This is a genomic window from Microbulbifer maximicatervae (SeqCode) (genome assembly GCF_052468155.1).
Map to the genome: position 1 here is coordinate 5,169,389 of NZ_CP174335.1, position 25,268 is coordinate 5,194,656.

Here is a 25,268-nt window from a genome sequence, read left to right on the forward strand (position 1 = left end):
GGGCTCGCTCCGCGAGCTGTCTTTTTTTTTCTCCCGGCTGATTTCGTTCCAGCTCCTTTCACTAGCTACTTAGCCCTCGCCGCTGCGCTCGCCCAAGCGCCAATCAGCCAACCTTTGCGAAAGTGCTCCGACGTTGCCAGCTCCCTGGGTCAGGACAATATCACCTGGCTCCAACAGATCAGCTAATACCGGTGGAACCTGATCGATAGTTTCCATAAAAATCGGATCTACCTGTCCCCTGTTGCGTAAACTTCGCGCAAGCGTTCTGCCATCGGCACCAGCAATTGGCGCTTCACCCGCACTGTATACATCCAGCAAAATTAACTTATCCACCTCAGAGAGGACCTGGACAAAGTCTTCAAACAAGTCCCGCGTACGGGTATAACGGTGGGGCTGATAAATCATTACCAAGCGACGATCCGGCCAGCCATCTCGAACTGTCTTTACGGTAGCCGCTACCTCGCGTGGGTGGTGACCGTAGTCATCTACCAACATCACCTTATCAGCTTCGGTATCATCGCTAACGGCATAATCACCGTAGATCTGGAATCGACGACCAACGCCCTGGAAGCCTATTAGACCTTGGCGAATTGCTTCATCACTAACGCCTTCGTCACTAGCTACAGCAATTGCTGCAGTCGCATTGAGAACATTGTGAATACCCGGTGTATTCACAGAAACCTGCAATAGATCACCCTTGGGTCTCTGTACCGTGAAATGGCTGCGCAGTGGTTCTTGCTTTACTTCAACGATGCGATAGTCATTACCCTCATCAAATCCATAGGTCAGAACCGGGCGGGAAAACTTGGGAATAACTTCCTGAACATTGGCGTCATCCCCGCAAACTACCGCCAAACCGTAAAACGGCAGGTTGTGAACAAAATCAATAAAGATCTGCTTTACCTTCTCGAAGTCGCCACCATAAGTTTCCATATGGTCTGCATCGATATTGGTAATCACCGTCACCATCGGCTGTAAGTGAATAAAAGACGCATCGCTCTCATCTGCTTCAGCCACTAAATAACGACTTTCGCCCAAGGCAGCATTGGCACCTGCAGCGTTGACCAGGCCACCGATAACAAAGGTCGGATCTTTTTTGTCTGCCGCAAAGATTGAGGCGATTAAGCTGGTCGTGGTGGTCTTTCCGTGGGTTCCTGCCACAGCAATGCCATAGCGATAGCGCATCAGTTCACCGAGCATTTCGGCACGGCGTACAATAGGGATTCTCTTTTCTCTCGCTTCAATCAGCTCCGGGTTATCGCCATGTACGGCAGAGGAATTAACCACAACATCAACGCCGCGAACATTTTCCTCACTGTGCCCAATTTGGACTTTAACACCCAACTTGCGCAACCTGTCAGTAACCGCAGATTCACGCAGGTCAGAACCTGAGACTTCGTAGCCCTGGTTCTGCAGTACCTCTGCAATGCCGCTCATACCGGCACCACCGATACCAATAAAGTGGATACGGCGGATACGGCGCATGGCCGGTACCGCATAACTTTTATCTTCGTTTGTCCGCACTGAAGACATTACTTTAACCTTCGTCCACTTATTCTGTGTTACCTGGCCGAGGCCAGCTCTTCTCTGCAAGCGTTAACCACTTGCTCAGTCGCATCAGTTTTTGCCGCGCGCCGCGCGGAGGTCGCCATTTGCAATAGTTTCTGACGATCTTCTAACAGGCTTTGTAACAAGCCGGATAACTTCTGCTCGTCCATTTCCCGCTGCTGCATAACAATCGCTCCGCCAGCATTTTGCAACCATTCGCCATTACGCGTTTGATGATCATCAATTGCAAAGGGGAAAGGCACCATGATTGCACCGACTCCCGCAGCTGAAATTTCAGAAACAGTCAAAGCCCCGGAACGGCAAATAATCAGGTCCGCAGAGCGGTAGGCCTCAGCCATATCCGCAATAAAAGGGACCACCTCAGCTTCTACTGCCGCCTCTTTATAGGCATCTTTGGCAGCCTGAAGGTGGCGCTCTCCAGCCTGGTGGACCACTACCGGGCGCAGGGAGGGTTTCAGCAATGCGATTGCCTTAGGAACCAGTTCATTAATTGCTACAGCACCGAGGCTACCGCCCAATACCAAAAGGCGCAGAGACGACTGGCTGCCAATTCGAGTTTCTGGCTCAGGCAATTCTGCAATCTCTTTGCGCACTGGATTGCCCACTTGCCTAGCACCGGGTAACCCACTGGGAAATGCTTCAAGCACCTGGCTGGAAATCCGCGCTAACAAGCGGTTTGTCGTTCCGGCAACAGCATTTTGTTCGTGAATAATCAACGGTATCCCCCCGAGACGGGCTGCAACGCCCCCTGGGCCGGTCGCAAAGCCACCAAAGCCGAGTACTGCATCGGGTTGTACCTGCTTAACAACTGTCCTGGCCTGAGCAATTGCCCGCAAAATTTGCAACGGGGCTTTAAGTAAGGCCAACTTTCCCTTCCCCCGAATACCCTCCACTTTAATGCAGTGCAAAGGAATATTCGCCGCAGGTATTAATCGGGATTCAATCCCACGGGCAGTGCCTAACCACTCGACAACAGCTCCCTGCTCTTGCAACGCTTTAGCCACAGCCAACGCTGGGAACACATGACCGCCGGTACCACCGGCCATCAGCAAAAACTTCTTTCCAGAAAAACGCTTATTTACTTCAGACATCAAACCGTTTCTCCGTTGCTGCCCTTCACACTAGACTTGGGTGAATGGAATATTGGCAGCTGACGCAATAGCTCAAGCCCCCCGCTTCCGTTTTCAACAGGCTCTTTTAGTTCAGCCCGAATCCGCATCGCCAAGCCGAGTAATGCACAACATACAATCAGGCTGCTGCCACCAGAGCTGACAAATGGCAGTGTTAGCCCTTTAGTCGGCAACAGGCCTGAAGCAACGCCCATATTCACGAAAGCTTGTCCTGCCAATAACACTGCCATACCAAAAGCTAGAAGTGCAGCGAAAAATTTCTCCTGCACCAGGGCCTCTTTTACCAGGCGGAGCAGTGAGTAGGTGAGAACAACAAAAAGCCCTACCAGCACTACGCCACCCAACATTCCCCATTCCTCTGCCAGAATGGCAAAAATAAAATCCGTATGGGCCTCAGGCAGGTAAAACAGTTTCTGCACACTATTGCCCAAACCAACTCCAAACCACTCTCCGCGACCAAATGCAATCAGGGACTGGGTAAGTTGGTAGCCACTGGCAAACTGATCCCCCCAAGGATCCAGAAACGTCAGCAATCGTTGTAAGCGATAGGGACTCATCAGTGCCATTAACGCCAGTCCACTCGCAGCCGCAGCTACCAATAAAAAAGTATGGGGAAGACGCGCTCCCGCCAAAAAAACCATTGCCAGCACGGTGCCTGAAATTACAACCACCGAACCGAAGTCCGGCTGTAAAAGCAGTAACAAAGCAACCGTTGCGAGAATCACCACTGGCACCATAAAGCTGGTCCAATGGCGTAGTTGCTTATTTCGACGTGTTAAAAAACTGGCAAAAAAAACTAGCAGACAGAACTTAGCCACTTCCGCGGGTTGCACAGTTATGCCTGCAAATACCAGCCAACGCCGGCTACCGTTCACCTCCCGCCCAATCCCCGGCACAAGCACGGCGATCAATAGCAGGCAAGCAAACAGTAATAATGGCCAGGACAGTCGCGACCAAATTGACAGGGGAATCTGACTAACGACAAATCCAGCTAATCCGCCAACCATCAAAAAAGCCAAATGACGCCTGAGGAAATACCAGGGGTCACCATAAATATCCGTAGCAAAGGCGATAGATGCTGAAGCAACCATCACCACACCAATGCTAGCCAGAACCAGAACACTGAGTAGCAGCAGCCCATCCTGCCATTCACTACCTTGAGTCTTGATTACCTGGGCACTCACCGGGAGCCTCCAGCGGTATCGCACAATTCCAGAACGGCCTGGCGAAAATCATCACCACGGGCTTCAAAGTTGCGATACATATCAAAGCTGGCACATGCCGGTGATAACAATACATAGTCACCACTATTAGCTAATTGCCTGGCCTCAGCGACGGCCTCTATCATTGTGCTAGCCCTGCGAATCTCGCACAGGCCATCAAAGACACCTGCTATTTTGTCTCCATCTACACCGATACAAACCAGGGCCCGGAGTGCTCTTGCACTTTTTCGTAAGGGAGCAAAGTCAGCACCCTTGCCATCCCCTCCAGCAATAAGCACTATTTTACTGCTTGCCGTAGCCAAGCCATCCAATGCCGCCTGGGTTGCTCCTACATTGGTGCCTTTTGAATCGTTAACATAAACAACGTCTTCAAAATCAGCCACGCGCTCACAGCGATGTTTCAACCCGCGAAAGTTGCGTAAAACTTTTAGCATCGCCTCAGTGGGCAGGTCCAGTGCATAGCCCATTGCCAGGGCTGCCAAACCATTGGCAATATTATGCTTACCCACCATAGCCAAATCGGCCACAGGCATTAAAACTTCTGTGCCTCGAGCCAACCAGTTCTGCCCCTCATGCAAGCGCAGGCCAAACTGATTGAGATCCGGCTGATCAAGCCCAAAACTCCACTCCCGTCTCTCTCGGGAAAGAGGCCCCTGGGATAAAGGGTCCGCGCGATTTATCACGAACTGATCCGCTCCGCGATAAATACGCTGCTTGGCCCGGTGGTACTCCACCATACTGGGGTAGCGGTCCATATGGTCCGCGCTCATATTTAAAATGGTGGCTACAGTAGGCGCCAGCGAGTAGGTGGTTTCCAATTGAAAACTGGAAAGCTCCAAAACAAAGATGTCCGGCAGAGGTTTCTCAAGCAAATCCAGCACCGGTACACCGATATTGCCACCCACACCAACTATCAGCCCCGCTTCTTCAACCATCTCCCCCAGGAGTGTGGTCACTGTACTCTTTCCGTTGGAGCCGGTGATCGCGGCGAGCTTTGCTGTCGACTGCATCCGAGTCAGAGCCTGGGCAAATAACTCAATATCCCCAACCACAGGAATCCCATCCGCAATCGCCTGCTGCAATACGGGTTCAGCAAGCGCAACTCCCGGGCTGGCAATAATCAAGCTCGCAGCGAGTATTGTCCCCGGGCGCAGTGGACCTGTTTCCACCGCAACCTCAGGGAACTCCTGACGGAAAGCTTCGAGCCCCGGCGGGTTATCGCGACTGTCTGCCACGACCGGCGTATGGCCGTGACGCAGCAGGTAGCGCACCACCGACTTTCCGGTAGCACCAAGACCTATTACCACTTTCTGCTGTGAAGAAGTCGCGATCAGGCTCATTTATCTATTTATCGAATTTTCAGTGTTGCCAAACCAGCCAAGACCAGAATGACGGTAATAATCCAAAAGCGCACAATGACTCGTGGCTCCGGCCACCCTTTTAACTCAAAGTGGTGGTGCAGAGGCGCCATGCGAAAAATTCTCTTCCCCGTTAATTTAAAGGATGCCACCTGCAAAATTACGGAAACCGTCTCCATCACAAACACACCGCCCATAATGAACAGAATAATTTCATGACGAGTAATTACCGCAATAATTCCCAGCGCCGCCCCCAGTGCCAGAGCGCCCACATCCCCCATAAACACTTGGGCCGGATAAGTGTTAAACCATAAGAACCCGAGTCCGGCACCACCGAGGGCAGCGCAGAACACCGCCAACTCCCCAGCTCCTGGAATTGCGGGAATATGCAGGTAGTCAGCAAACTCCATATGGCCGGATAGATAAGCAATCACCCCAAGTGCTCCACCCACCATCACAGTAGGCATAATCGCCAAGCCATCAAGGCCATCAGTCAGGTTAACCGCATTACTGGAGCCAACAACGACAAAATAGGTCAGCAATATAAAAGATACCGGTCCCAGGTTTATCGCAACATCTTTAAAAAAGGGAACAAAAAACTGGGTCTCTGCCGGGCTTGAAGCACTCATATACAGATAAATAGCTGCACCCAATCCGGCAACGGATTGCCAGAAATATTTCCAGCGAGCAATAAGGCCACGGGGATTTTTATAAACGACTTTTTTATAGTCATCCACGAAGCCCACAGCACCGAAAACAAAGGTAACTAATAAAGTAACCCACACGTAACGATTGCTGAGGTCAGACCAGAGTAGGGCTGAGGCAAAAATTGAGGCGAGAATCAAGGTGCCGCCCATAGTTGGGGTACCAGATTTACTCAAATGGCTTTGTGGACCATCATCGCGAACAGCCTGCCCCACCTGTAAATGGTTCAACCAGTGAATCATGCGCGGACCCACAAGTAGTGAAATACCCAGAGCCGTCAACGCAGCAAGAATTGCGCGCACTGTCAGGTAATTAAATACCGAAAAACCGCTGACATGTTGTTGTAATAGCTCCGCTAGCCAAAGCAGCATTACTTCTCCCCTCTGCTATTGCCAAGCAGTGCCTGCGCTACCAATTCCATACGGGCGCTGCGTGATCCTTTAACCAAAACTGTGGTTTGTTCATCCAATTGTTGAGTGAGAGCAGTAACCAGGGGTTCTCTCTCGCGATAATTGCGCAGCGACTCTTGCCTCCCCGCAGAAAAGGCCATGCTGGCGGCAGTACCCAGCGGCCCCAATGTAAACAGCGCATCCAAGCCCCGCTCTCGTGCCAAAGCTCCAACGCTTCTATGCATTTCCTCCGCGTCCGGCCCCAACTCCGCCATATCCCCCAGCACCAGAATTTTTTTACCTGAACGCTGTGACAGCAATTCAATGGCCGCACCGACTGAACCCGGGTTCGCGTTGTAACTGTCATCAATAACGGTTGCACCGGCTATACCTGCCTGCTCCTGCAAGCGCCCAGCAACCCCGGTCACCGTGTTAAGTCCGCTGATAATTTCCACCGCAGGTATTCCCGCAGCAAAAGCACATCCAGCAGCAACCAGAGCGTTGTGAACATTGTGCTCACCAAGCAATTTCAGGCTAACAGGGTGAGCAACGCCTTCAATTACCAAGTCAAATGAAGGGCAACCGTTAGGATTCAATACAATATTATCCGCATGGATAGCACACTCATTAGATAAGCCAATACCCAGAGTCTTTACCCCTTCGGGCATATTCTCCAACCAGTAATTCGCATAGCCATCATCGGTATTGATCACCGCCGTCGCCGATACATCCAAACTGGTATAAATTTGGCCCTTGGCTTTTGCGATAGCATCAACAGAGCCAAAGCCCTCGACATGCGCTGGCATTACGTTATTTACCGCCGTCACCTGCGGCTTGCCGATACTACACAGGTAGCCAATATCGTCAGGGCCGTTAGCTCCCATTTCGAGAATCAACACATCGTGTTGCGCTGTCAGCCCAAACAAAGTCATGGGTAAACCGAACTGGTTGTTCAGGTTTCCCTCGGTTACACAGGGTGTATGACTCTGGGAAAAAATTGCAGACAGCATCTCCTTAACGGTAGTTTTACCGCAGGACCCTGTAATCGCCACAACCGGACCGTCAAACTGTTCACGGCACAGTAAGCCAATTTGTCCTAATGCGACCGTCGTATCTTCAACGCGCCACTGCGGTAAACTGCAACTGGGTACTTCACGATCGACAACCAACCCCAATACCTGGCCATCCAGCTCACCGACAAAGTCGTGAGCATCAAAATTTTCGCCAACCAGAGCAACAAATAAAGATTTGGGGTCCAGCTTGCGGGTATCCGTGCAAACCAGTTCAAACTCCACAGAGCCATTGATTAACTCACCACCAAAACGGCTTTGCAGTTGCTGCAACGTAAGGGAATTAATCACCTTGGCTCTCCTTGCCTTCACTTGACTGGCCCGATTCATCCACGCGGGCTTTGAGAGCTGCAGCAGCTTGCTCACGATCGCAGAAGTGAATTTTTTCACTGCCGATAATTTGGTAATTTTCGTGCCCTTTACCGGCGATCAATACAATATCCCCCGGTTGTGCTGCAGATATCGCCTGAGATATCGCTGTCGCGCGATCAATTTCAACTTCGATATTACTGGCAGCCCCTTCGAGAATATCGTCGATAATTTTTTGTGGTTCTTCGCTGCGCGGATTATCGCTAGTCACAATGGCACGGTCCGCCATCTCGGAGGCAATACGCCCCATCGCCGCGCGCTTACCCGTATCCCGGTCGCCGCCACAACCAAAAACACACCACAAATTACCGCGACAGTAAGGGCGCGCTGCTGCTAAAGCCGCGCGAAGAGCATCTGGTGTATGGGCATAATCCACCAATACACCCACATCATCGGAACCCTCAACCAGGACACGCTCCATACGCCCCGGCACCGCTTTGATAGTGGGGAAAGCGGCAAGAATATCTTCAAAAGGCATGCCCTCTGCCACTGCAGCAGCTACGACAGCCAAGGCATTGTGAATATTAAAATCGCCAATTAAGGGTGCGTGCAGCTCACCGCTACCCCAAGGGGAATTAAGTTTTACAGAAAAACCGCGCTCATGGCGACGCAGGTCTGCAACATATAAATCACCCGCCTGCAGCCCATAAGTAATAACGCGCAGGCCACGCAATTTGCAGCGCTCTGCCAACTGGGCGCCAAACGGATCATCCAGGTTAATGACTCCTCGCTTCAATTTTGGCAGTCCGAAAAGTTTCTCTTTGGCTGCGCCGTAAGCGGCCATATTGCCGTGATAATCCAAATGATCGCGGCTCAAATTGGTAAAAATTGCCGTATCAAAAATCAGCCCATGCACACGTCCCTGAGAAAGGGAATGCGAAGAAACTTCCATTGCGGCAGCGGCAACACCACTATCGCGATAATTTGCAAAGTCCGCTTGTAAACTCACCGGGTCAGGCGTTGTTAAACCCGTTTCCTGCAATTCGATTTGGTTATCTTTCCAGACCCCATTACCAATGGTGCCTATCAATGCTGCACTGCCATAGTGGCGAGCCAGTAATTGGGAAGTCAAATAGGCGCAAGTGGTTTTACCGTTGGTGCCAGTCACTCCAACCAAGTGCATTTCACCACTGGGGTTACCGTGGAAGCGCGCGGCAATTTCCCCTACCCGCTTTGCCAGACCGGGAACACTGACCACCTGGATATCACCACGGCTTTTACATTCCAACTTGTCACCATCAGCAAGCACTACCGCAGCACCTGCAGTAATTGCCGCATCGATATATTCCCGACCATCGACCACAGAACCGCGCAAGGCCATAAATGCATCGCCCGCTTTTATCTTGCGGCTATCCAGGGCAATACCAGTGACAGAAATATCGGGAATACCGGCGTAACCCGGCACTAATTCTTTGATAGAAACAGAATGTTTTTCGCGCTGACTCACGATTTTGAACCCCTCTCGCTTAACTGCGCGGCCAATTGCCCCTCCGCCGATTTAATTTTTTCCGGCGGAACCTGCAACAGGCGCATAGCACCAGTCATCACCGCACCGAATACCGGTGCAGCAACTTCACCACCGTAATATTTGGCATGACTGGGATCATCAATAACAACTACCGCGGCAAGGCGCGGATTATCAGCGGGGATAAAGCCCGCAAATACTGAGCGATAGCGATTATCCGCATAACCACTATTGCCAACTTTGTGCACAGTACCGGTCTTGCCGGCGACACGATAACCTTCTACAGCGGCAAGGCGTCCGGTACCCCGGGAAATCACCGTCTCCAGCATCGCTGTAACCTGCCCAACCAAGGATTGCTCAATAACCTGCTCAGGCTCGCCCGGTACTTTGTCACCGGATAAAACCAGGGAAACAGGACGCTTAACCCCTTCATTCGCCAGTACGCTGTAGGCTTGTGCCAGCTGCACGGCGTTAACTGTTAAACCGTAGCCGAAGGCGAAATTAGCCCGCTCGATTGGGTGCCAGCGGCTGCGACTGGGCAAGATTCCCTGTGCTTCACCGGGGAAGCCACTGCCCACTGCCTCGCCCAGACCCAAGCGATAAAAGAGTCCCCGCAGAGAATTTGGTTCCAAATCGAGAGCAATTTTTGTAATTCCCACCTGGCTCGACTTGGTAATAATCTTGGTGAGGTCTATTTTTCCGTAATTAACCGGATCCACCAGGGTTTTTCCCGGCACGCGAATATATCCAGGGCTGGTGTTTATTTCTGTTCTTGGGGTGTAGCGCCCGGTTTCCAAAGCCGCCAATACTGTTAAGGGTTTCACTGTAGAACCCGGCTCAAACTGGTCGATCAGCGCACGGTTGCGCATAGCCGCCGACTTAACCCCTTTGCGGTCATTGGGATTAAATGAAGGCTGGTTGGCCATGGCCAACACATCGCCACTGTGAGTATCGAGAATCACCATAAAGCCGGAAGCGGCGCCGTTTTCCGACACCGCCCGCTTTAATTCCCGGTAGGCCAAATATTGCAGGCGCATATCGATAGACAAACGCAGATCCCTGCCCGGTTGCGCTTCCTGACGAATTGCCAAATCCCTTACCGTGCGCCCTTTCAGATCTTTAATTACCTGACGTGATCCCGGCTGTCCGGACAGCCAATCGTCGTAGGCCAATTCCATTCCTTCCTGGCCGCGATCATCGATGTTGGTAAAACCGAGAAGTTGGGCTACGACCTCCCCAGCAGGATAGAAGCGCCGATACTCTTTTTTACTGAAAACACCTGTAATACCCAGGTCCAGCACTTTCTCAGCCTCTTCTGGAGACAGGTGCCGGCGCAGGTACATAAATTCTTTGTTTCGGTATTTCTTCAGGCGAGAGCCCAGTTTGGAAGACGGTAAATCCAGCGCGCGAGCCAGGCGCACTAAATTCGCATCGCTTATTTCACTCAACAGCTTGGGATTGGCCCACAGGCTGTGTACCGGTGTACTGACAGCAAGAAGCTCACCGTTTCGATCGACTATTGAGCCCCGATAGGCAGCAATCTCTTCGGTGCGCAAGGTGCGGGCCCGGCCCTGGTCTTGCAGGAAACGATATCCGCGCTCAGCAGCAGGCACTACCTGCAGTTTGGCCAAGTGGAACACAAGGGTAAGAGCGAGCAGGCACAGCAGGACCGCCACCAGCGCAAAGCGCCAGCGGGCTATACCCGGCTGAATATCCTTTTTTTTGACTGCGCCCATGTTTTCCCAGTTGGCGTTATCTATTTATTTTGCATCCCGGCTGAGCATGCCACTCTCCAGGGCCTGAACTCCAAAACTCAATTAACGCAAAATTCTTTATAATTATTTAAAGGCCAAAGCCCCCAAACGCAGAAACCCCACCGGGCAAGCAGTGGGGTACTTACGTCTTCATCCAAGGCGGTTAAAACTTAATCCGCCACTACCAATACCTGTTCCGAAGGTGCTGGCACATGCATTTTTAATTTTTCTCGGGCGACCTGTTCGACCCGGCTATAGGCAGACCAGGCACTTTTCTCCAAAAGGAGACGCTCCTGCTCATAGCGCAATTCATCGTGGGCTTTTTGTGCCTTACCCAGCTCAGCAGTTAACTCTCGGCTTTGTTGGGTGGTATGAATAACAGATAGCGACGACAGTATTACCGCTATCCACATTACCCCCACTCCAAGTAGAGCCTTGCCAGACATAAACTCAGCTTCCCGCCAGCTTTTCTGCCACCCGCATTACTGCACTGCGGGACCGCTGGTTTTCATCCACTTCAACCGTGTTGGCTTTCACTGCCTTGCCCACCGAGCGCAGTGACTTGGCTATCTGACTATCCATAACCGGAAGGCCACGAGGCAACTGGGGACCGCGCTCTTTTTCCCGAATAAAACGCTTCACCATTCGGTCTTCAAGAGAGTGGAAACTGATAATCACCAGGCGCCCACCCGGTGCCAGCAACTGCAGGGATTTATCCAACGCACTCTGCAGATCATCCAACTCGCCATTAATATGAATACGAATAGCCTGAAAGACTCGAGTAGCGGGATGTTTACCTTTTTCCCAAGCCGGATTCGCCTCTTTCACAACCTCGGCAAAATCGAGGGTGCGCTCAAATGGTTTTTCCAGCCGGCGCTTTACAATGGCAGCAGCCATTCGGCGGGCAAAACGCTCCTCGCCGTACTCTTTAAACACCCGGGCCATTTCGGCCTCAGCCTCAGTGTTGACCCACTCCGCTGCACTGATACCCCGACTGGTATCCATACGCATATCCAGGGGGCCATCCTGCATAAAACTGAAACCGCGCTCGGCCTGATCCAGTTGCGGCGAAGACACTCCCAGATCGAGCAATATTCCACTGACCTTACCGGCAGCTTGCCCGGCAGCCTTATCCATATCGGCAAAAGACCCATGCCAAATGGAAAAACGGGATTCATCGGAAAACCGCTGCTCTGCAAATTCAACAGCCTGGGGATCTTTATCCACCCCTACCAACTGGCCATTGGGCCCCAAGTGCTCAAGGATTGAGGCGCTGTGCCCACCCCGGCCAAAGGTGCCATCGATATAAAACCCATCCGGCTCAGTCACCAGAGCGTCTACGGCCTCGCGTAACAACACACTGCGATGCAATTCTTGAGACACCCGGTACTCCCCTTATAAAGAGAGGGATGCCATTTCCTCAGGCATACCCTCTTCGTCTTCACTATCATCGAGCCAGGACATCCAGCGCTCCTCACTCCAGAGCTCCAGCTTTTTCCCCTGGCCCACTAACATCAATTTCTTTTCCAGCCCCGCGTACTCACGCAGAGTTGGCGGAATCAATACCCTGCCATTGCCATCCACCTGCAGCTCACAGGCATACCCGATCAGCAGGCGCTGAGCGCGCCGAGCCACTTTGTTAAAGCTGGGCAATGCTTCAATCTTCGGGAGAATTTGCTGCCATTGAGGCGACGGATACACCAACAAGCAGCGTTCCTCTGTATGGGCAGTCACCACCAAGCACCCCGCACACTCATCCAACAGCCTATCGCGGACGCGAGCCGGTATTGCCAGACGCCCCTTGGCGTCCATATTGATTGCGTGGCTGCCCAAATACACGTTTAGTGGTTCTCGCTTTGGAGATCGCGCCTCTCGCGACTCACTCCCATATGGCAGGTCAATGGAGAAAGATGTTCGACTTTAACCTGGCGGTGTGAACACCCACTTACTTATCGCGAATAAACCACAAATTTCCACGATTTTCCACTTTTTCCCACTCTCGACACTATAAAACTGGTCGACACAAAGTCAAGGAATTCGACCCCAAAGTCCCCATAACCCCTTGTAAAATCGCGGCCTCCAGAGAAGTGGCGCATATTGGCACATTGAAACCAGTCGGAACAGCACTATCTGGCACGATCGCCCCCTTAACAGTTAATCAATTTTTTTGCGCCAAGAAGAGGCTTTAGCCGAAATTAAACGAGAAGAAATAGGCGAACACAAAGAGGGCTACCGGAGCCGGGACCACCACATCAGGCAAACAAAAAAGCCCGGCGAATGCCGGGCTTTTGAAATTATTGAGCTGGCCTGTAAGCCGGGTTCTGTCGAGGACAATCATTCATCTGGGATGCCTGTCACCAGACACCTCAAGCGACCTACCCGCCCTCAGTGCGGGTCACACCTATAGAGGGCCTATTTGGTCTTGCTCCGAACGGGGTTTACCATGCCGCGGACTGTTACCAGCCGCGCGGTGCGCTCTTACCGCACCCTTTCACCCTTACCTGTACTCCCCAAAAAGGAGCCATCGGCGGTCTACTCTCTGCTGCACTTTCCGTAGGCTCGCACCCCCCAGGCGTTACCTGGCGTTCCACCCTATGGAGCCCGGACTTTCCTCCATCGCACAAGGCGACAGCGATTGCCCGGCCAGCTCGCGGCAAAGAGTAAAGAGGCGACAGACGGATTGCAACAGGCAATTGCAGCAATCAGTGCCTTATTTTTGCTCCAGGCTCCAGTTGTACAGGACTTTCTTTTTCACTCCAGTAATTTCGGCAGCGATCGCCGCCGCCTTTTTCGGCGGCAACTCCGCCAGCAACAGCGACATTACACGCTGTGCCTCCCCATCCAGCTCACATTCGCGAGAGCGCTCTGCACCACGCACCATCAAAACAATCTCACCGCGCTGCTGATTGCTGTCAGCGCGGACCCACTCAACCAACTCTGCCAGAGGCATCAACTGAAAAGTTTCAAAGGCCTTGCTGACCTCGCGGGCTATTACCGCCTCTCGATTACCGCCGAACACGACCGCCATTGCTTCCAGAGTATCAGCAACCCGATGCGGGGCCTCGTAGAACACCAGGGTACGGGTATCACTGGCCAACTCCTGCAGGGCTCGCTCACGGGCACCGGACTTGGCCGGCAGAAATCCCTCGAAACTAAACTTGTCACTGGGGAGTCCGGCGGCACTCAGTGCGGAGACGAAAGCACAAGCCCCCGGTATCGGAGAGACTTTGATTCCTCGCTCCCGGGCTTCACGCACCAGGCGATAACCGGGGTCTGAGATCAGTGGGGTGCCCGCATCGGAAATCAGGGCAATGGTCTGGCCCTGCTCCAAACGCTGCAAAATCTGCTCTGTGCGCTTGTCATCCGAGTGATCGTGATATGCCATCAATGGCGTATCGATATCAAAATGGGAAAATAATCGCTGACTGTGACGTGTGTCCTCCGCCGCAACCAGATCGGCACATTGTAGAACTTCGATCGCTCGCGGTACCATATCGGCCAAATTACCAATGGGCGTAGCGACAATATAAAGCAGCGCCTGATCCGGCCCCATAGCTGTTCACTCCAAATATAAATATTGCGGGAGAAGATTATGTCCGCCTCTTCCCGGCGCACCTCTACTGTAATCACCAGAATGGCAGCTGCCTCACTGGCAGTCGCACTGGCTGCTTGCCAGACACCGGCTTCCCGGCCAAACGTTTACCAGCCGGATTATTCGGCCGGCCACACCGCAAGCCGCAGTGAAGCTGTACGTATGCTGCGCAGTGCCGACACCCTGCCGGCACCGGCGCGGGATCAACAGCGCCTGCAAGCGGCCGCTATTCTATACGAGCTGGGAGATAAAGAGACGGCAAAAGAGGCGGTAATCAAAATTACGCCCGAACAGCTGGACGACAACCTCTTCGCCAGCTATGCACAGGTCTATGGCAGCCTACTTGCCGCAGACGACGACTTCTTTGAGGCCCTCGACCTGGCAGCCTCTCCACGCCTGGAAAATGTGTGGTCGGAGTTGCCACAGAAGACTGCCTTACCTTTACGCAGCCTGCGCGCTGACCTATGGGGACTTCTGGGAAATCTCGACAGCGCTATTAGTGAGCGGCGCGAAATCTCCTATATCGCCCAGTCCGACGAAGCGATCACAGAGAATAACAACGGCTTTTGGCATCTCTTGACCCAGCTGCCCTCCAGTGAATTGCAGGCTCGCGCCACCCAAAGCAATGACACCCAGATGCGCGCCTGGTATCAACTCGCCCTGCTGGGCCGCGACACCCAGACGGATATCAGCTCACAGCTGACCGCGCTCAGCCGCTGGCGCGAGCGCTGGCCCGCCCATAGTGCCAATTCCCATCCGCCACAGGCATTGCAGCTGTTAGAGCGCTTGGCCGCCCAGCGGGCAGACCGCGTGGCGCTACTCCTGCCACTGTCCGGCCCCCTGGGCAACGCCGGCAGGGCAATCCGGGATGGCTTTATGGCCGCCCACTACACCGCTCTGAATGCTGGCGGCGCAACTCCAAAAGTGATGGTCTACGACACCGGTTCCGATCAGCCATTTGAGGAAATTTACCAGAGCGCCGTAGATGCCGGTGCGCAGATGATTGTTGGCCCACTGGATAAGAGCAAGGTAGCCAACCTGCTTGCCACAGAAAAACTGCCGGTGCCTACTCTCGCCCTCAACTACGGCGATGAGGGGCGCCTGACCACAGACCTGGTCCAGTTTGGCCTGGCAATTGAAGATGAAGCGCGGCAAATTGCCCAGCACGCTTACCGGCAGGGCAAGCGACAGGCAATGGTCCTCACCGCTGACAATAGCTGGGGGCAGCGCGGCGCTGAGGCATTTGAAGAAGAGTGGCTGCGCCTCGGCGGCTCAGTCAGCATTCGCCGGACGTTTAAGGACAACAGCAAGTTCTCAGCCCTGGTCAGCGATGCCCTGTTGATTCCCGCCAGCAACGCGCGCAAGAAGGAATTACAGAGTCGCCTGGCGGCAAAGCTGGAATTTACCCCCAGACGCCGTGACGATGTCGATATGGTATTCTTGGCAGCACAACCCCAGCAGGCGCGCCAGCTCAACCCCATGCTGACCTACTACTACGCCAGTGACCTGCCCGTATACGCTACCTCTCATGTCTTTGGTGGCAGCATCAACCGCAATCGCGACAGGGATATGAACGGTATTCGCTTTACCGCCCTGCCCTGGCTGTTTGAAAGCAATCAAACCAAGCAGGATATCGAGGAGCAGGCGTCGCCCGCACCGGCTTTTGCCAGACTGTATGCCCTAGGTGCCGATGCCTTCCGCCTCTACCCGCGCTTGCCGATGCTGCGCCAGTTCCCGGAACAGAAAGTACACGGTCTCACCGGCGCATTGAGCCTGAGCGCTGATGGCCGCATAGTGCGCGAACAAATGTGGGCGCGAATCGACAAAGGGGTGCCGGTGCCCATCACTACCGTCGAGCCCCAGTTGCCGCAGCGGGAGCCGATTGAATTAAGTGGGAATCGTGAGGCTTTTTAAGGGCTCAAGCGGTACTGTCGGCAGCCAAACGGAGGCTGCCGCAGCCCGCTATTTGCAGCGCGCGGGGCTCACCTTATTGGAGCGCAATTATCGCAGTTCACACGGAGAGATAGACCTTATCGCCCGTGAAAGCGATACTGTCGTGTTCGTGGAGGTGCGCTTCCGCCGTAAGAGCCAATTCGGCGGGGCCGCAGCCAGCGTGGATTCACGCAAGCAAGCTAAGCTACTGGCCACTGCCAGCCGCTATTTGCAGCAACATAAACTGGACTGTCCGTGCCGCTTCGATGTCCTTGCCATAGATGGCGATGCACAAAACATCCAGTGGATTAAAAGCGCCTTCGAAGCCTGAGGCAAAACCGAGATTTACCCTGTCAAGTTATGGTGAGTTCGAGCTCACCTGAATTAAGGACACAATGGAACAGCGAGTCGTAACCCTTTTTCACCACAGCCTTGAAGCCACAATGAACGCTGGCGAGATACTGGCCCCGCTGATTGCAGAAGCCAGCGAAATGGTGGTGCATACACTCTTGGCTGAGAGCAAAGTCCTGCTCTGTGGCAATGGTGTCAGTGGCGCATTGGCGCAAAGTTTTAGCTCGCAACTGACCGGCGGCTTCCAGCGCGAACGCCCCGGCCTACCGGCTATGGCCCTCAACAGCGACGGCGTCTCCATGGGCACCGTTGCCTCGAACCACGGCGGTGCAGACACCTTCGCACACCCCGTTCGCGCCCTGGGGCAGCCCGGTGACCTTCTCGTAATTATCAGCAGCGATGGGCGCGACTCAAACCTGGTTCAGGCCATGCGTGCGGCTCGGGACCGGGATATGGGCATACTCGCACTGACCGGCGGTGATGGCGGCGACTGCGCCGCCCTGCTCGATACCCATGATATTGAACTACGGGTGCCATCCGATGTCGCAGCAGAGGTACACCAAGTACATCTTCTGACAATTTTTTGCCTGTGCGACCTAATCGACAGTAGTTTGTTTGGTGGCTACGAGGAATAAACGATGAACAACAAAAAGTTGACCCTGGGGAAATATCTCCTGGCTGCCCTTGCGGCAACCACCTTGTTAGCGGGATGCAGCACTGTATTGGAGGCCACCCATGACGGCCCCATACAACAGGACCCCGGCGAGCGATCTTTTGGCACCTATATTGATGACCAACGTATCGAGACGGTGACCACAGTCAATATCAACAAAGCTCACCCGGACCTGAAAACCTCGAATATCAATATCAATTCTTTTAATGGTGTTGTACTGCTCACCGGCCAGGTGCCCAGCCAGGAACTGCGCCTGCTTGCCGGACGCACGGCGGAACAGGTACAGAATGTTCGCCAGGTCTACAACGAAATTCAGGTGCGCGGTAAAGTCACTTTACTGGCTAGCACCAGCGATACCTGGCTAACCACCAAGGTGAAAAGCAACCTGTTTGCCAATAAGGAAGTAGACAGTGGTCGCATCAAAATCGTGACCGAGAATGGAGTTGTTTATTTGATGGGACTGCTAACTCCCGCTGAAGCGGAACGGGCAGCCGAAGTGACCCGCTCGGTAGGCGGGGTACAGAAGGTTGTGAAAGCAGTGGAATATATCAACTAATCTTTCCCGCACTACACAAACAAAAACGGAGGCAATTGCCTCCGTTTTTGTTAGCGCTCAAGCCTGTAACTTATACGCGCTCTATAGCAACCGCTGTAGCCTCACCGCCGCCAATGCAAAGGCTTGCCACGCCCTTCTTGGCGTCGCGCTTTTCCATCGCTGCCAACAGGGTAACCAGGATACGGGCACCGCTAGCACCTAGCGGGTGGCCGAGGGCACAGGCACCACCGTTAACATTGACCTTTTCCCAGGGCAAATCGAGCTCACGCATTGCAGCCATAGTCACTACCGCAAATGCCTCATTAATCTCGAATAGATCCACATCTGCCGCAGACCAACCGGCATTTTCCAGCAGCTTGTGCATAGCGCCGACCGGGGCCGTAGTGAACCACTCGGGCTCACGGGCAAACTGGGATTGCCCTTTGAGAACAGCCAGAACTTTCAAGCCGCGCTTCTCAGCTTCACTTTTGCGCATCAACACCAGCGCCGCAGCACCGTCAGAAATAGAGCTAGAGTTCGCCGCGGTTACAGTGCCGTCTTTACGGAACGCGGGCTTCAGTTGAGGGATTTTGTCTGGACGGGCATTACCTGGGGCCTCGTCAACACTCACCTCGATCTCACCTTTGCGAGAGGCAATCGTGACCGGGGCAATTTCACGGGTAAAATCTCCACTCTCAATCGCAGCCTGGGCACGCGCCAGAGATTCCAGGGCAAAAGCGTCCTGCTCTTCGCGGGTGAAATCGTACTTATCGGCAGTAGATTCGGCGAAAGTACCCATCAGCTTGCCATCTGCAGCATTTTCCAGGCCATCCAGGAACATGGAATCTTTGACCTCTCCATGACCGAGGCGCATACCAGAGCGGGCCTTGGCCAGCAGGTAGGGGGCATTGCTCATGCTTTCCATACCACCAGCAACGATAACCTTACCCTCACCCATCAGCAGGGCATCGCGAGCCATCATCACAGTCTTCATTCCAGAGCCACACACCTTGTTAACAGTGGTGCAAGGAGTGCCAACCGGGATGCCAGCACCCAGTGATGCCTGACGTGCCGGAGCCTGACCAACACCTGCCGGGAGCACACAACCCATCAGCACTTCATCCACATCGGCAGGTGCCACACCCGCGTCCTCAAGGGCTGCGCGAATCGCCGCAGCACCCAACTGCGGGGCAGTGAGGGCTGAAAGGCTGCCCTGCATAGCGCCCATTGGCGTACGCGACATTCCGACAATCACTACTGGGTCCGAAGTTACATCACTCATTCTGGCTGCTCCAAGTTCTGTGCCGCCATCACTGTGGTGGCGGCAATTGTTTTAATGTCGCCGCATTATAGCCGAAGCCCCACCCCGCTCCGCCAGGGGTGCGGCCGGTGCGCATCAGTATCAGCCCATCGTGTTACTATTTACGCCACCAACAGGGATAAATAGGGGAGCGTTATGGGATCTACGGGACTTATTGTGCTGGTGGTAGTCATCGCACTGTTCTTTTTCATCATCAGTATCTTTAACAAACTGGTTTCACTGAAAAACCACAGCGAAAATGCTTTTGCGCAGATAGAGATACAGTTAAAGCGACGCCACGACCTGGTACCAAATCTGGTAGAGAGTGCCAGCGCATACCTGAATCACGAGAGGGAAACCCTGGAAGCGGTAATCAGTGCGCGTAATACCGCAATTTCAGACCTTAAATCTGCCGCTAAAAACCCTACCAATCCGGCCGCTATCGATAAGCTCGGCCGCGCAGAAGGCCTTCTCAACAGCGCCCTCGGCCGCCTGAATATGGTGATTGAGGCCTACCCGGAACTGAAAGCCGACCAGACCCTCCGCGAACTCAACGAGGAGTTAAACAGCACCGAAAACCGCGTGGCATTTGCACGCCAAGCTTTTAACGACTGCGTCACCAGCTACAACATCTACAAGCAGAGCTTCCCCCCAGTATTTCTGGCCGGCCTTTTTGGCCACAGAGCCAACGCCCAACTGCTTGAGTTCGCAGACTCAGAAACCTTTCAAGTCGCGCCACGTATCGAGTTTTAAATATGAACTTTTACGTTCACCAGGACAAAGCCAAGCACAGCAGTCGTTTGCTGGTTTTCCTGTTCAGCCTGGCCGTCATTACCCTAATCAGTTTGAGCACCCTGGCTACGGCAGCCATGGTGTCACTGTCTCGCGGCCAACCATTTACTCCCTTTGAAGTTGTGCAACTTCTGGGCTGGGAGAGCCTTGGCTCAATAGCCTTTGTCATCGGTACCGTCGTTATCCTGGGCAGTCTGTACAAGTTCCATCAATTATCCCCTGGGGGAAAGGCTGTGGCGGAATCCCTGGGAGGGTACAAGCTTAATACTTCCGCGCGAACTGAGCGGGAAAAGAGAGCACTCAATGTTGTGGAAGAGATCGCTATTGCAACAGGTATTCCGGTACCCGATGTCTACATCATTGAGGACAGCACCATCAATGCCTTTGCCGCTGGCCAAAACCCTACCGACGCCATTATTGGCCTGACGCGGGGCTCCTTGGAAAAGCTTACCCGAGAGGAACTACAGGGCGTTGTTGCCCACGAGTTCAGTCATATTCTCAATGGAGACATTCGTCTAAACACCCAGATCACCGGGCTGTTACATGGAATCTTAATTATTGGACTTTTGGGACAGCTCCTTGTCAGAAGCCCGGTACCCCACAGGCGCATAACCCCCGTAAGATATCCTCTACTAGGCCTGGGAATAACTCTGATTATCCTCGGCTACACCGGTACGCTAATCGGCAACCTGATCAAGGCCGCTGTCAGTCGGCAACGGGAGTTTCTTGCCGATGCCTCCGCAGTACAATTTACTCGCAACAACCTCGGTATTGCCAACGCGCTGAAAAAGATCGGTGGCCGCGATGTAGGCTCAGAACTCAGCAGCCCCAACGCAGCAGAGTTTAACCATATGTTGTTCGCGGTTGGGGTAAAACACTCTCTGCTCAGCCTTTTTGCCACTCACCCTCCACTACCGGTGCGCATAAAGAGGCTAGAACCCGCCTGGAATGGCCTATTCGCCAATACGGAAGAGCAGGTAAAAAGTGAAGCCCAGACTTTAAAACCCAGTGAATTGCAAAATCCTCAGTTCGCCATGGCCGCTCCTACAACGCCTTTCCAGGCTGCTCTGGATGCGGTGGACAACAGCATTGCCAAGCCAGATACACATCAAGTCGAGCTTGGACATCAACTACTGAGCTCTATTCCACCCCTTATCCAGCAGGCTGCACACGAACCCTTTACCGCCCGGGCACTGGTTTACTACCTTCTTCTGCACAAGGATAAAACCGAGCGAGACAAACAGCTTAACCTCTTGGAGAAAATTGCCCACCCCGCTGTTATCCGCGAGATGAAAAAACTCACACCACATATGGAATCACTGCCGAGCAACGCTCGCCTCGCATTGATAGACCTATGTATCCCGGCCTTGCGTGCCCTAGTCCCCCAGCAGTACCAGATCTTTAAACGAAACCTTATCAAGCTTCTACACAGCGATGGGAAAGTTGAAGTTTGGGAGTGGGCCCTGTACCGGGTATTAATGCACGCGCTCGACGGCGCTCCAGATCGACAGCGCCTCTCCCACAGCAAACATGCCAACAAAGATGCTTCACGATTTATCATTGCAGCCATCGCCCATGCGGGAAACAGCCAATACCTTCCAGCAAAACGTGCTTATGAGAAGGGACTCAGTGCTCTCAGGCTTGAAATAACCCCGCTACCCGGCATCGCTGATATCACCCTACCACGACTGGACAAGGCCATTGCAATCGCCAGCCTTATCCCACCCCTGGAGAAACCCGACTTACTGAAAGCGATTGTGATCACCTTGAATCACAATGGGGTAATTAAAGCGGAGGAGATCGAACTGTTAAGGGCCGTCGCTGACAGCCTGGACTGCCCTATGCCACCGATTATCGATAAGTCTAGGTAGCCGCACAACGCCAGCACAAATGCTGGCGTTGTGAAACCTCAATGGGCGTGGTGCTGATAAACCGGCCCGATGCCCACACTCCATAAAATGACGGAGCCAATAAGCACCGTAACCATCATTACCAAGGCAACGGTTAATACTGCACAGGCATACAGAAATGCTCGATCCTTATTCATATTCATCAGGATCGGAATGCCGGCAAAGACCAGGTAAATAGAATACATCCCGGCAATGCCTACGGACGCCATCGTGAGCCAGGGGTGTGGATAAAGGACGACGATACTCGCCAGGAAGATTGGCGTAGTAATAAACACCGCAAGTGCCGTGCCTTCATAATGGCGCGTGGGCTCATCTCCCTCAACTCCGTAGGATCGCGCCATCCAGTTAATGAACTCTCCGAGGCAATAGACGCCAACCAGCAATGCAAAATAAGTAACAACCGACAGAACAGCCGCACTTTCAGGTGTCAGCTTTGCCAGATGCCCCCCAACCTGGAAGCCTACCCGGGTAACCCCAAAGTAACCGGCCACGGTAGGAATCAACGCCAGAAGCGGCACATGAGTTACAAACACCTCAAAAAAAGAATGGCGATCAGCGCGTATCGCTTTCCACTCTTTTTCCGGGTTGGTAAGAATACCTATTGTATGACTGAGTATCCGCACACCAAATCTCCCTTCCAATACCCTGCTTTGCAGTATCGGTGGCGCACAACAGATTGACCAATGCCAAAAGGGAATTAAGCGTCACTTTCAAATTTACTTGATTTATATCAGCTGTGGACAGACAGGCAATTTCGCCCGCTGCGCTTTGCTTTATAAAGCGCTTGATCAGCCGCTTTAAGGATACTCTCGGGTTTCTTTAGTTTTTTATTGCGGTGGGCAACGCCAATACTCACAGTAACTTTCACTGGCTTCCCTCCGCCCTTTCCCCTGAGCGAAGCCCCTGCGGCTAGACGCCCCGATGACCTCAGGCGCAGTGGGTAGCTTGAGATTTTCTCCCTGATTTTTTCCAACAGAACTTCTTTCGCCTCGCGACTGCGGCCCGGAAGATAAATAACAAACTCCTCGCCTCCATAGCGAAACACGGCACCGTGAGAGTGGCGCGCGAGTTGAGCCGCAACCATTTGCAAAGCCTGATCACCCACTTGGTGCCCATAGCGATCATTCAGCTTCTTAAAATGATCGATATCAACCATGGCAAGACTGTAATTCCATGCCGGCGTCAGCATCTGATAGCGGAAGGCCCGCCTGGAATGAAGCCCAGTCAGCTCATCGCGAAACGCCAATTCATAACTGGCCCCAAGCAGCGAAGCGACCAACAATACTCCTGCTACAAACCCGGTAAACTCGAGAGGAAGGCTCAACCAAACACTGCACAGCAGCAAAATAGAACAACTAAACAGACCCATAGCGGTGGGGCCAGGGTAGAGAAAAAGTAAGGCAAAAGCACCGAGAGCGGAGACACTGCCAATCAATTGTGGCAACGAAAATGCGTCGGGTAAAAACCCGGACAACCCGCTGGGCAAATTCTCGACCGGAAATGCCAGCCTCAGCGGCGCGCAGCAATCGTAGAGCAAGACAAAACCCACCCCCTCAGCCAGCAAAAACAGGCCCCACAGCAGCCCAAAAATACTGAAGACACTGCGATCACGACTGCAAGTAAACAGAACAAGATTTACCGCAACTAGTGAGAGATATAGTGGGAGATCCCTGTGCAAGCTGGGGAGCAACTGGGAGTGAGCCGCGATGTATAGGGCCATGATAAGCAGCGCTGCAAGCGCAACCCGGCTCGAGCGAAAACCAAAACTGAGCAATGCCGCCATAGCCAATAGCAACACAGGCAGCTGCGGACTGTATAAGTGGGTCAGATCGATCCAGGAAAGATACTGCGCAACGAGAAGCACCAGAAGCATCCCTGGCAGCCAAATAAAGCGCAGCCATTGAAGGTACGGCGGCATGACATTCGCGGCAATAAAAGATAACGCGACATTATACGGACTTGGGACAAGCATATACCCGGAACCGGGTCACAAAAGTGGAGGAAGGGAACTGGCAGGGCTTCAGAAATCTGCCCCACCAGCGAAAAGGAGCACTATTTAACGACACGCAGAGCCGGTTTTTTCACCGATTTTTTACCCAAACTGGTGGGTGGCGTCGGTTCGGGCGGCTCTGGAGTTTCCTCGGCCTCAAATACCATCCCCTGCCCGTTTTCCCGCGCGTAGATTCCGACCACAGATCCCACTGGAACTTGGATATCTGTCGGAACCCCGCCAAAACGGGCGTTAAACCTGATGGCGTAATTATCCATAGTCAGACTGGCAACCGCTGATTCCGAGATGTTCAGCACTATCTGACCATCGTCGTTCACATGTTGTTGCGGCACCAAAACACCGGGGAGGTGCGTATCAACCAGAATATAAGGAGTGCACCGGTTATCGGTTATCCACTCGTAAAACGCCCGCAGAATATAGGGACGATTGGATGTCATGGCCGGCTTGCTCACCAGTATTCCCTCAACGCATTTCCCGTTCGTATTCGGTCAGACTCTGCTGGAATGCCTCGCGGGCAAACAGGCGGTCCATATAATCCAGCAACGGCTTAACCTGTTTGGTTTTCGGAAGGCTGATTTCAAACTGCTCGAGGCGCCACAACAGCGGGGCCATGCAGCAATCTACCAGAGAAAACTCTTCATTAAAGAAGTACGGCAGGTCGGTAAACATCGGAGCGATACCAACCAGGTTGTCGCGCAGTTCTTTGCGAGCGGAGGCCGCGTCCTTACCACCGGCAAGGATCTTGTCCACCAGAGGACACCAATCGCGCTCGATACGATGCATGATCTGGCGGCTCTGCGCGCGGGCAACCGGGTAAACAGGCAGCAGCGGCGGATGCGGGAAACGCTCGTCCAGATACTCCATCATCACTTTGGTCTCGAACAGAACCAAGTCGCGATCTACCAGGGTTGGCAGGGAGTTGTAAGGATTGAGGTCAGCGAGTTCAGCTGGTTTATCATCGGCGTCCACATCGGTGATATCGACGGAAACCCCTTTCTCTGCAAGTACGATACGTACTCGGTGGCTATAGTGGCTGCGACCATCGGAGAAGAAGGTCATCGAGGAGCGCTTGTTGGTAGGCACACCCATGTTCAAACTACCTCAAACTTTAAGCCGGCTAGAGCCGACCTTTTATTCAAA

General features: G+C 53.3%; 23 protein-coding genes and 1 other RNA gene. 6 read left to right on the forward strand and 18 right to left on the reverse strand.

The features are described from left to right. Positions 1 to 69: 69 nt before the first annotated feature. The 13 genes from murC to rsmI all read right to left on the reverse strand — a co-directional run bounded on the left by murC (position 70) and on the right by rsmI (position 14,585). Positions 70 to 1,533: a UDP-N-acetylmuramate--L-alanine ligase gene (murC, locus tag ACJJIY_RS22205; protein ID WP_413663009.1), complete on the reverse strand. Its 1,464-nt coding sequence runs from the start codon at positions 1,531 to 1,533 to the stop codon at positions 70 to 72. A 29-nt stretch (positions 1,534 to 1,562) separates the two neighbouring features. Continuing rightward, complete coding sequence (gene murG, locus ACJJIY_RS22210; RefSeq protein WP_444896371.1) at positions 1,563 to 2,660, reverse strand: undecaprenyldiphospho-muramoylpentapeptide beta-N-acetylglucosaminyltransferase; 1,098 nt, start codon at positions 2,658 to 2,660, stop codon at positions 1,563 to 1,565. After that, complete coding sequence (ftsW, locus tag ACJJIY_RS22215) at positions 2,660 to 3,883, reverse strand: putative lipid II flippase FtsW (protein ID WP_444896370.1); 1,224 nt, start codon at positions 3,881 to 3,883, stop codon at positions 2,660 to 2,662. The genes murG and ftsW overlap by 1 nt, the downstream gene beginning before the upstream one ends. After that, on the reverse strand, positions 3,880 to 5,262 hold the full coding sequence (murD, locus tag ACJJIY_RS22220) for a UDP-N-acetylmuramoyl-L-alanine--D-glutamate ligase (protein ID WP_444896369.1): 1,383 nt from the start codon (positions 5,260 to 5,262) through the stop codon (positions 3,880 to 3,882). Before murD ends, ftsW begins: the two co-directional genes overlap by 4 nt. 8 nt (positions 5,263 to 5,270) lie before the next feature. Beyond that, positions 5,271 to 6,356 (reverse strand): phospho-N-acetylmuramoyl-pentapeptide-transferase, encoded by a 1,086-nt coding sequence (mraY, locus tag ACJJIY_RS22225; protein ID WP_444893034.1) that lies wholly within the window; start codon positions 6,354 to 6,356, stop codon positions 5,271 to 5,273. After that, positions 6,356 to 7,735, reverse strand: coding sequence for a UDP-N-acetylmuramoyl-tripeptide--D-alanyl-D-alanine ligase (locus ACJJIY_RS22230; RefSeq protein WP_444893033.1), 1,380 nt, complete (start codon positions 7,733 to 7,735; stop codon positions 6,356 to 6,358). The genes mraY and ACJJIY_RS22230 overlap by 1 nt, the downstream gene beginning before the upstream one ends. Next, a complete protein-coding gene (locus ACJJIY_RS22235; protein WP_445358847.1) occupies positions 7,728 to 9,260 on the reverse strand; it encodes a UDP-N-acetylmuramoyl-L-alanyl-D-glutamate--2,6-diaminopimelate ligase in 1,533 nt (510 codons plus the stop codon). Before ACJJIY_RS22235 ends, ACJJIY_RS22230 begins: the two co-directional genes overlap by 8 nt. Further along, positions 9,257 to 11,014, reverse strand: a complete 1,758-nt coding sequence (locus ACJJIY_RS22240) for a peptidoglycan D,D-transpeptidase FtsI family protein (protein ID WP_444893031.1) — start codon at positions 11,012 to 11,014, stop codon at positions 9,257 to 9,259. The genes ACJJIY_RS22235 and ACJJIY_RS22240 overlap by 4 nt, the downstream gene beginning before the upstream one ends. 188 nt (positions 11,015 to 11,202) lie before the next feature. Continuing rightward, positions 11,203 to 11,478 carry a cell division protein FtsL gene (ftsL, locus tag ACJJIY_RS22245; RefSeq protein ID WP_444896367.1) on the reverse strand — a complete coding sequence of 92 codons (276 nt, stop codon included), beginning with the start codon at positions 11,476 to 11,478 and terminating at the stop codon, positions 11,203 to 11,205. A 4-nt stretch (positions 11,479 to 11,482) separates the two neighbouring features. Then, positions 11,483 to 12,415 carry a 16S rRNA (cytosine(1402)-N(4))-methyltransferase RsmH gene (rsmH, locus tag ACJJIY_RS22250; protein WP_444896366.1) on the reverse strand — a complete coding sequence of 311 codons (933 nt, stop codon included), beginning with the start codon at positions 12,413 to 12,415 and terminating at the stop codon, positions 11,483 to 11,485. Positions 12,416 to 12,427: 12 nt separating this feature from the next. Then, positions 12,428 to 12,871 (reverse strand): division/cell wall cluster transcriptional repressor MraZ, encoded by a 444-nt coding sequence (mraZ, locus tag ACJJIY_RS22255; RefSeq protein WP_282933875.1) that lies wholly within the window; start codon positions 12,869 to 12,871, stop codon positions 12,428 to 12,430. Between the two features lie 455 nt (positions 12,872 to 13,326). Beyond that, an RNA gene (gene rnpB / locus ACJJIY_RS22260) (RNase P RNA component class A) lies at positions 13,327 to 13,683 on the reverse strand. Between the two features lie 59 nt (positions 13,684 to 13,742). After that, on the reverse strand, positions 13,743 to 14,585 hold the full coding sequence (rsmI, locus tag ACJJIY_RS22265; RefSeq protein WP_444896365.1) for a 16S rRNA (cytidine(1402)-2'-O)-methyltransferase: 843 nt from the start codon (positions 14,583 to 14,585) through the stop codon (positions 13,743 to 13,745). A gap of 39 nt (positions 14,586 to 14,624) precedes the next feature. Here rsmI and ACJJIY_RS22270 point away from each other — a divergent pair, with 39 nt between their 5' ends. The 4 genes from ACJJIY_RS22270 to ACJJIY_RS22285 all read left to right on the forward strand — a co-directional run bounded on the left by ACJJIY_RS22270 (position 14,625) and on the right by ACJJIY_RS22285 (position 18,136). After that, positions 14,625 to 16,538 carry a penicillin-binding protein activator gene (locus tag ACJJIY_RS22270; protein WP_444896364.1) on the forward strand — a complete coding sequence of 638 codons (1,914 nt, stop codon included), beginning with the start codon at positions 14,625 to 14,627 and terminating at the stop codon, positions 16,536 to 16,538. Further along, on the forward strand, positions 16,525 to 16,887 hold the full coding sequence (locus ACJJIY_RS22275; RefSeq protein ID WP_444896363.1) for a YraN family protein: 363 nt from the start codon (positions 16,525 to 16,527) through the stop codon (positions 16,885 to 16,887). The genes ACJJIY_RS22270 and ACJJIY_RS22275 overlap by 14 nt, the downstream gene beginning before the upstream one ends. A 64-nt stretch (positions 16,888 to 16,951) precedes the next feature. Beyond that, entirely contained in the window at positions 16,952 to 17,542 is a 591-nt protein-coding gene (locus ACJJIY_RS22280) for an SIS domain-containing protein (protein ID WP_108734203.1), read from the forward strand. A 3-nt stretch (positions 17,543 to 17,545) separates the two neighbouring features. Continuing rightward, a complete protein-coding gene (locus tag ACJJIY_RS22285; RefSeq protein WP_413663022.1) occupies positions 17,546 to 18,136 on the forward strand; it encodes a BON domain-containing protein in 591 nt (196 codons plus the stop codon). A gap of 70 nt (positions 18,137 to 18,206) precedes the next feature. Here the strand turns inward: ACJJIY_RS22285 and ACJJIY_RS22290 are convergent, their stop codons facing one another. Then, complete coding sequence (locus ACJJIY_RS22290; protein ID WP_444896362.1) at positions 18,207 to 19,397, reverse strand: acetyl-CoA C-acyltransferase; 1,191 nt, start codon at positions 19,395 to 19,397, stop codon at positions 18,207 to 18,209. A 174-nt stretch (positions 19,398 to 19,571) separates the two neighbouring features. On the opposite strand from ACJJIY_RS22290, the gene ACJJIY_RS22295 reads away from it, so the two are divergent. Both ACJJIY_RS22295 and ACJJIY_RS22300 read left to right on the forward strand, forming a co-directional pair. Beyond that, a complete protein-coding gene (locus ACJJIY_RS22295; RefSeq protein WP_445358848.1) occupies positions 19,572 to 20,168 on the forward strand; it encodes a LemA family protein in 597 nt (198 codons plus the stop codon). A gap of 2 nt (positions 20,169 to 20,170) precedes the next feature. Next, complete coding sequence (locus ACJJIY_RS22300) at positions 20,171 to 22,078, forward strand: M48 family metallopeptidase (RefSeq protein ID WP_444896360.1); 1,908 nt, start codon at positions 20,171 to 20,173, stop codon at positions 22,076 to 22,078. 38 nt (positions 22,079 to 22,116) lie between these two features. On the opposite strand, the gene ACJJIY_RS22305 is transcribed toward ACJJIY_RS22300, so the two are convergent. The 4 genes from ACJJIY_RS22305 to ACJJIY_RS22320 form a co-directional block, all read right to left on the reverse strand. After that, a complete protein-coding gene (locus ACJJIY_RS22305; RefSeq protein WP_413663026.1) occupies positions 22,117 to 22,740 on the reverse strand; it encodes a Yip1 family protein in 624 nt (207 codons plus the stop codon). Between the two features lie 107 nt (positions 22,741 to 22,847). Beyond that, complete coding sequence (locus ACJJIY_RS22310; RefSeq protein WP_445358849.1) at positions 22,848 to 24,035, reverse strand: GGDEF domain-containing protein; 1,188 nt, start codon at positions 24,033 to 24,035, stop codon at positions 22,848 to 22,850. Positions 24,036 to 24,169: 134 nt separating this feature from the next. Then, complete coding sequence (locus ACJJIY_RS22315) at positions 24,170 to 24,565, reverse strand: ClpXP protease specificity-enhancing factor (RefSeq protein ID WP_108735312.1); 396 nt, start codon at positions 24,563 to 24,565, stop codon at positions 24,170 to 24,172. Positions 24,566 to 24,590: 25 nt separating this feature from the next. Next, positions 24,591 to 25,217, reverse strand: coding sequence for a glutathione S-transferase N-terminal domain-containing protein (locus ACJJIY_RS22320; RefSeq protein ID WP_108734210.1), 627 nt, complete (start codon positions 25,215 to 25,217; stop codon positions 24,591 to 24,593). Positions 25,218 to 25,268 lie beyond the last annotated feature (51 nt).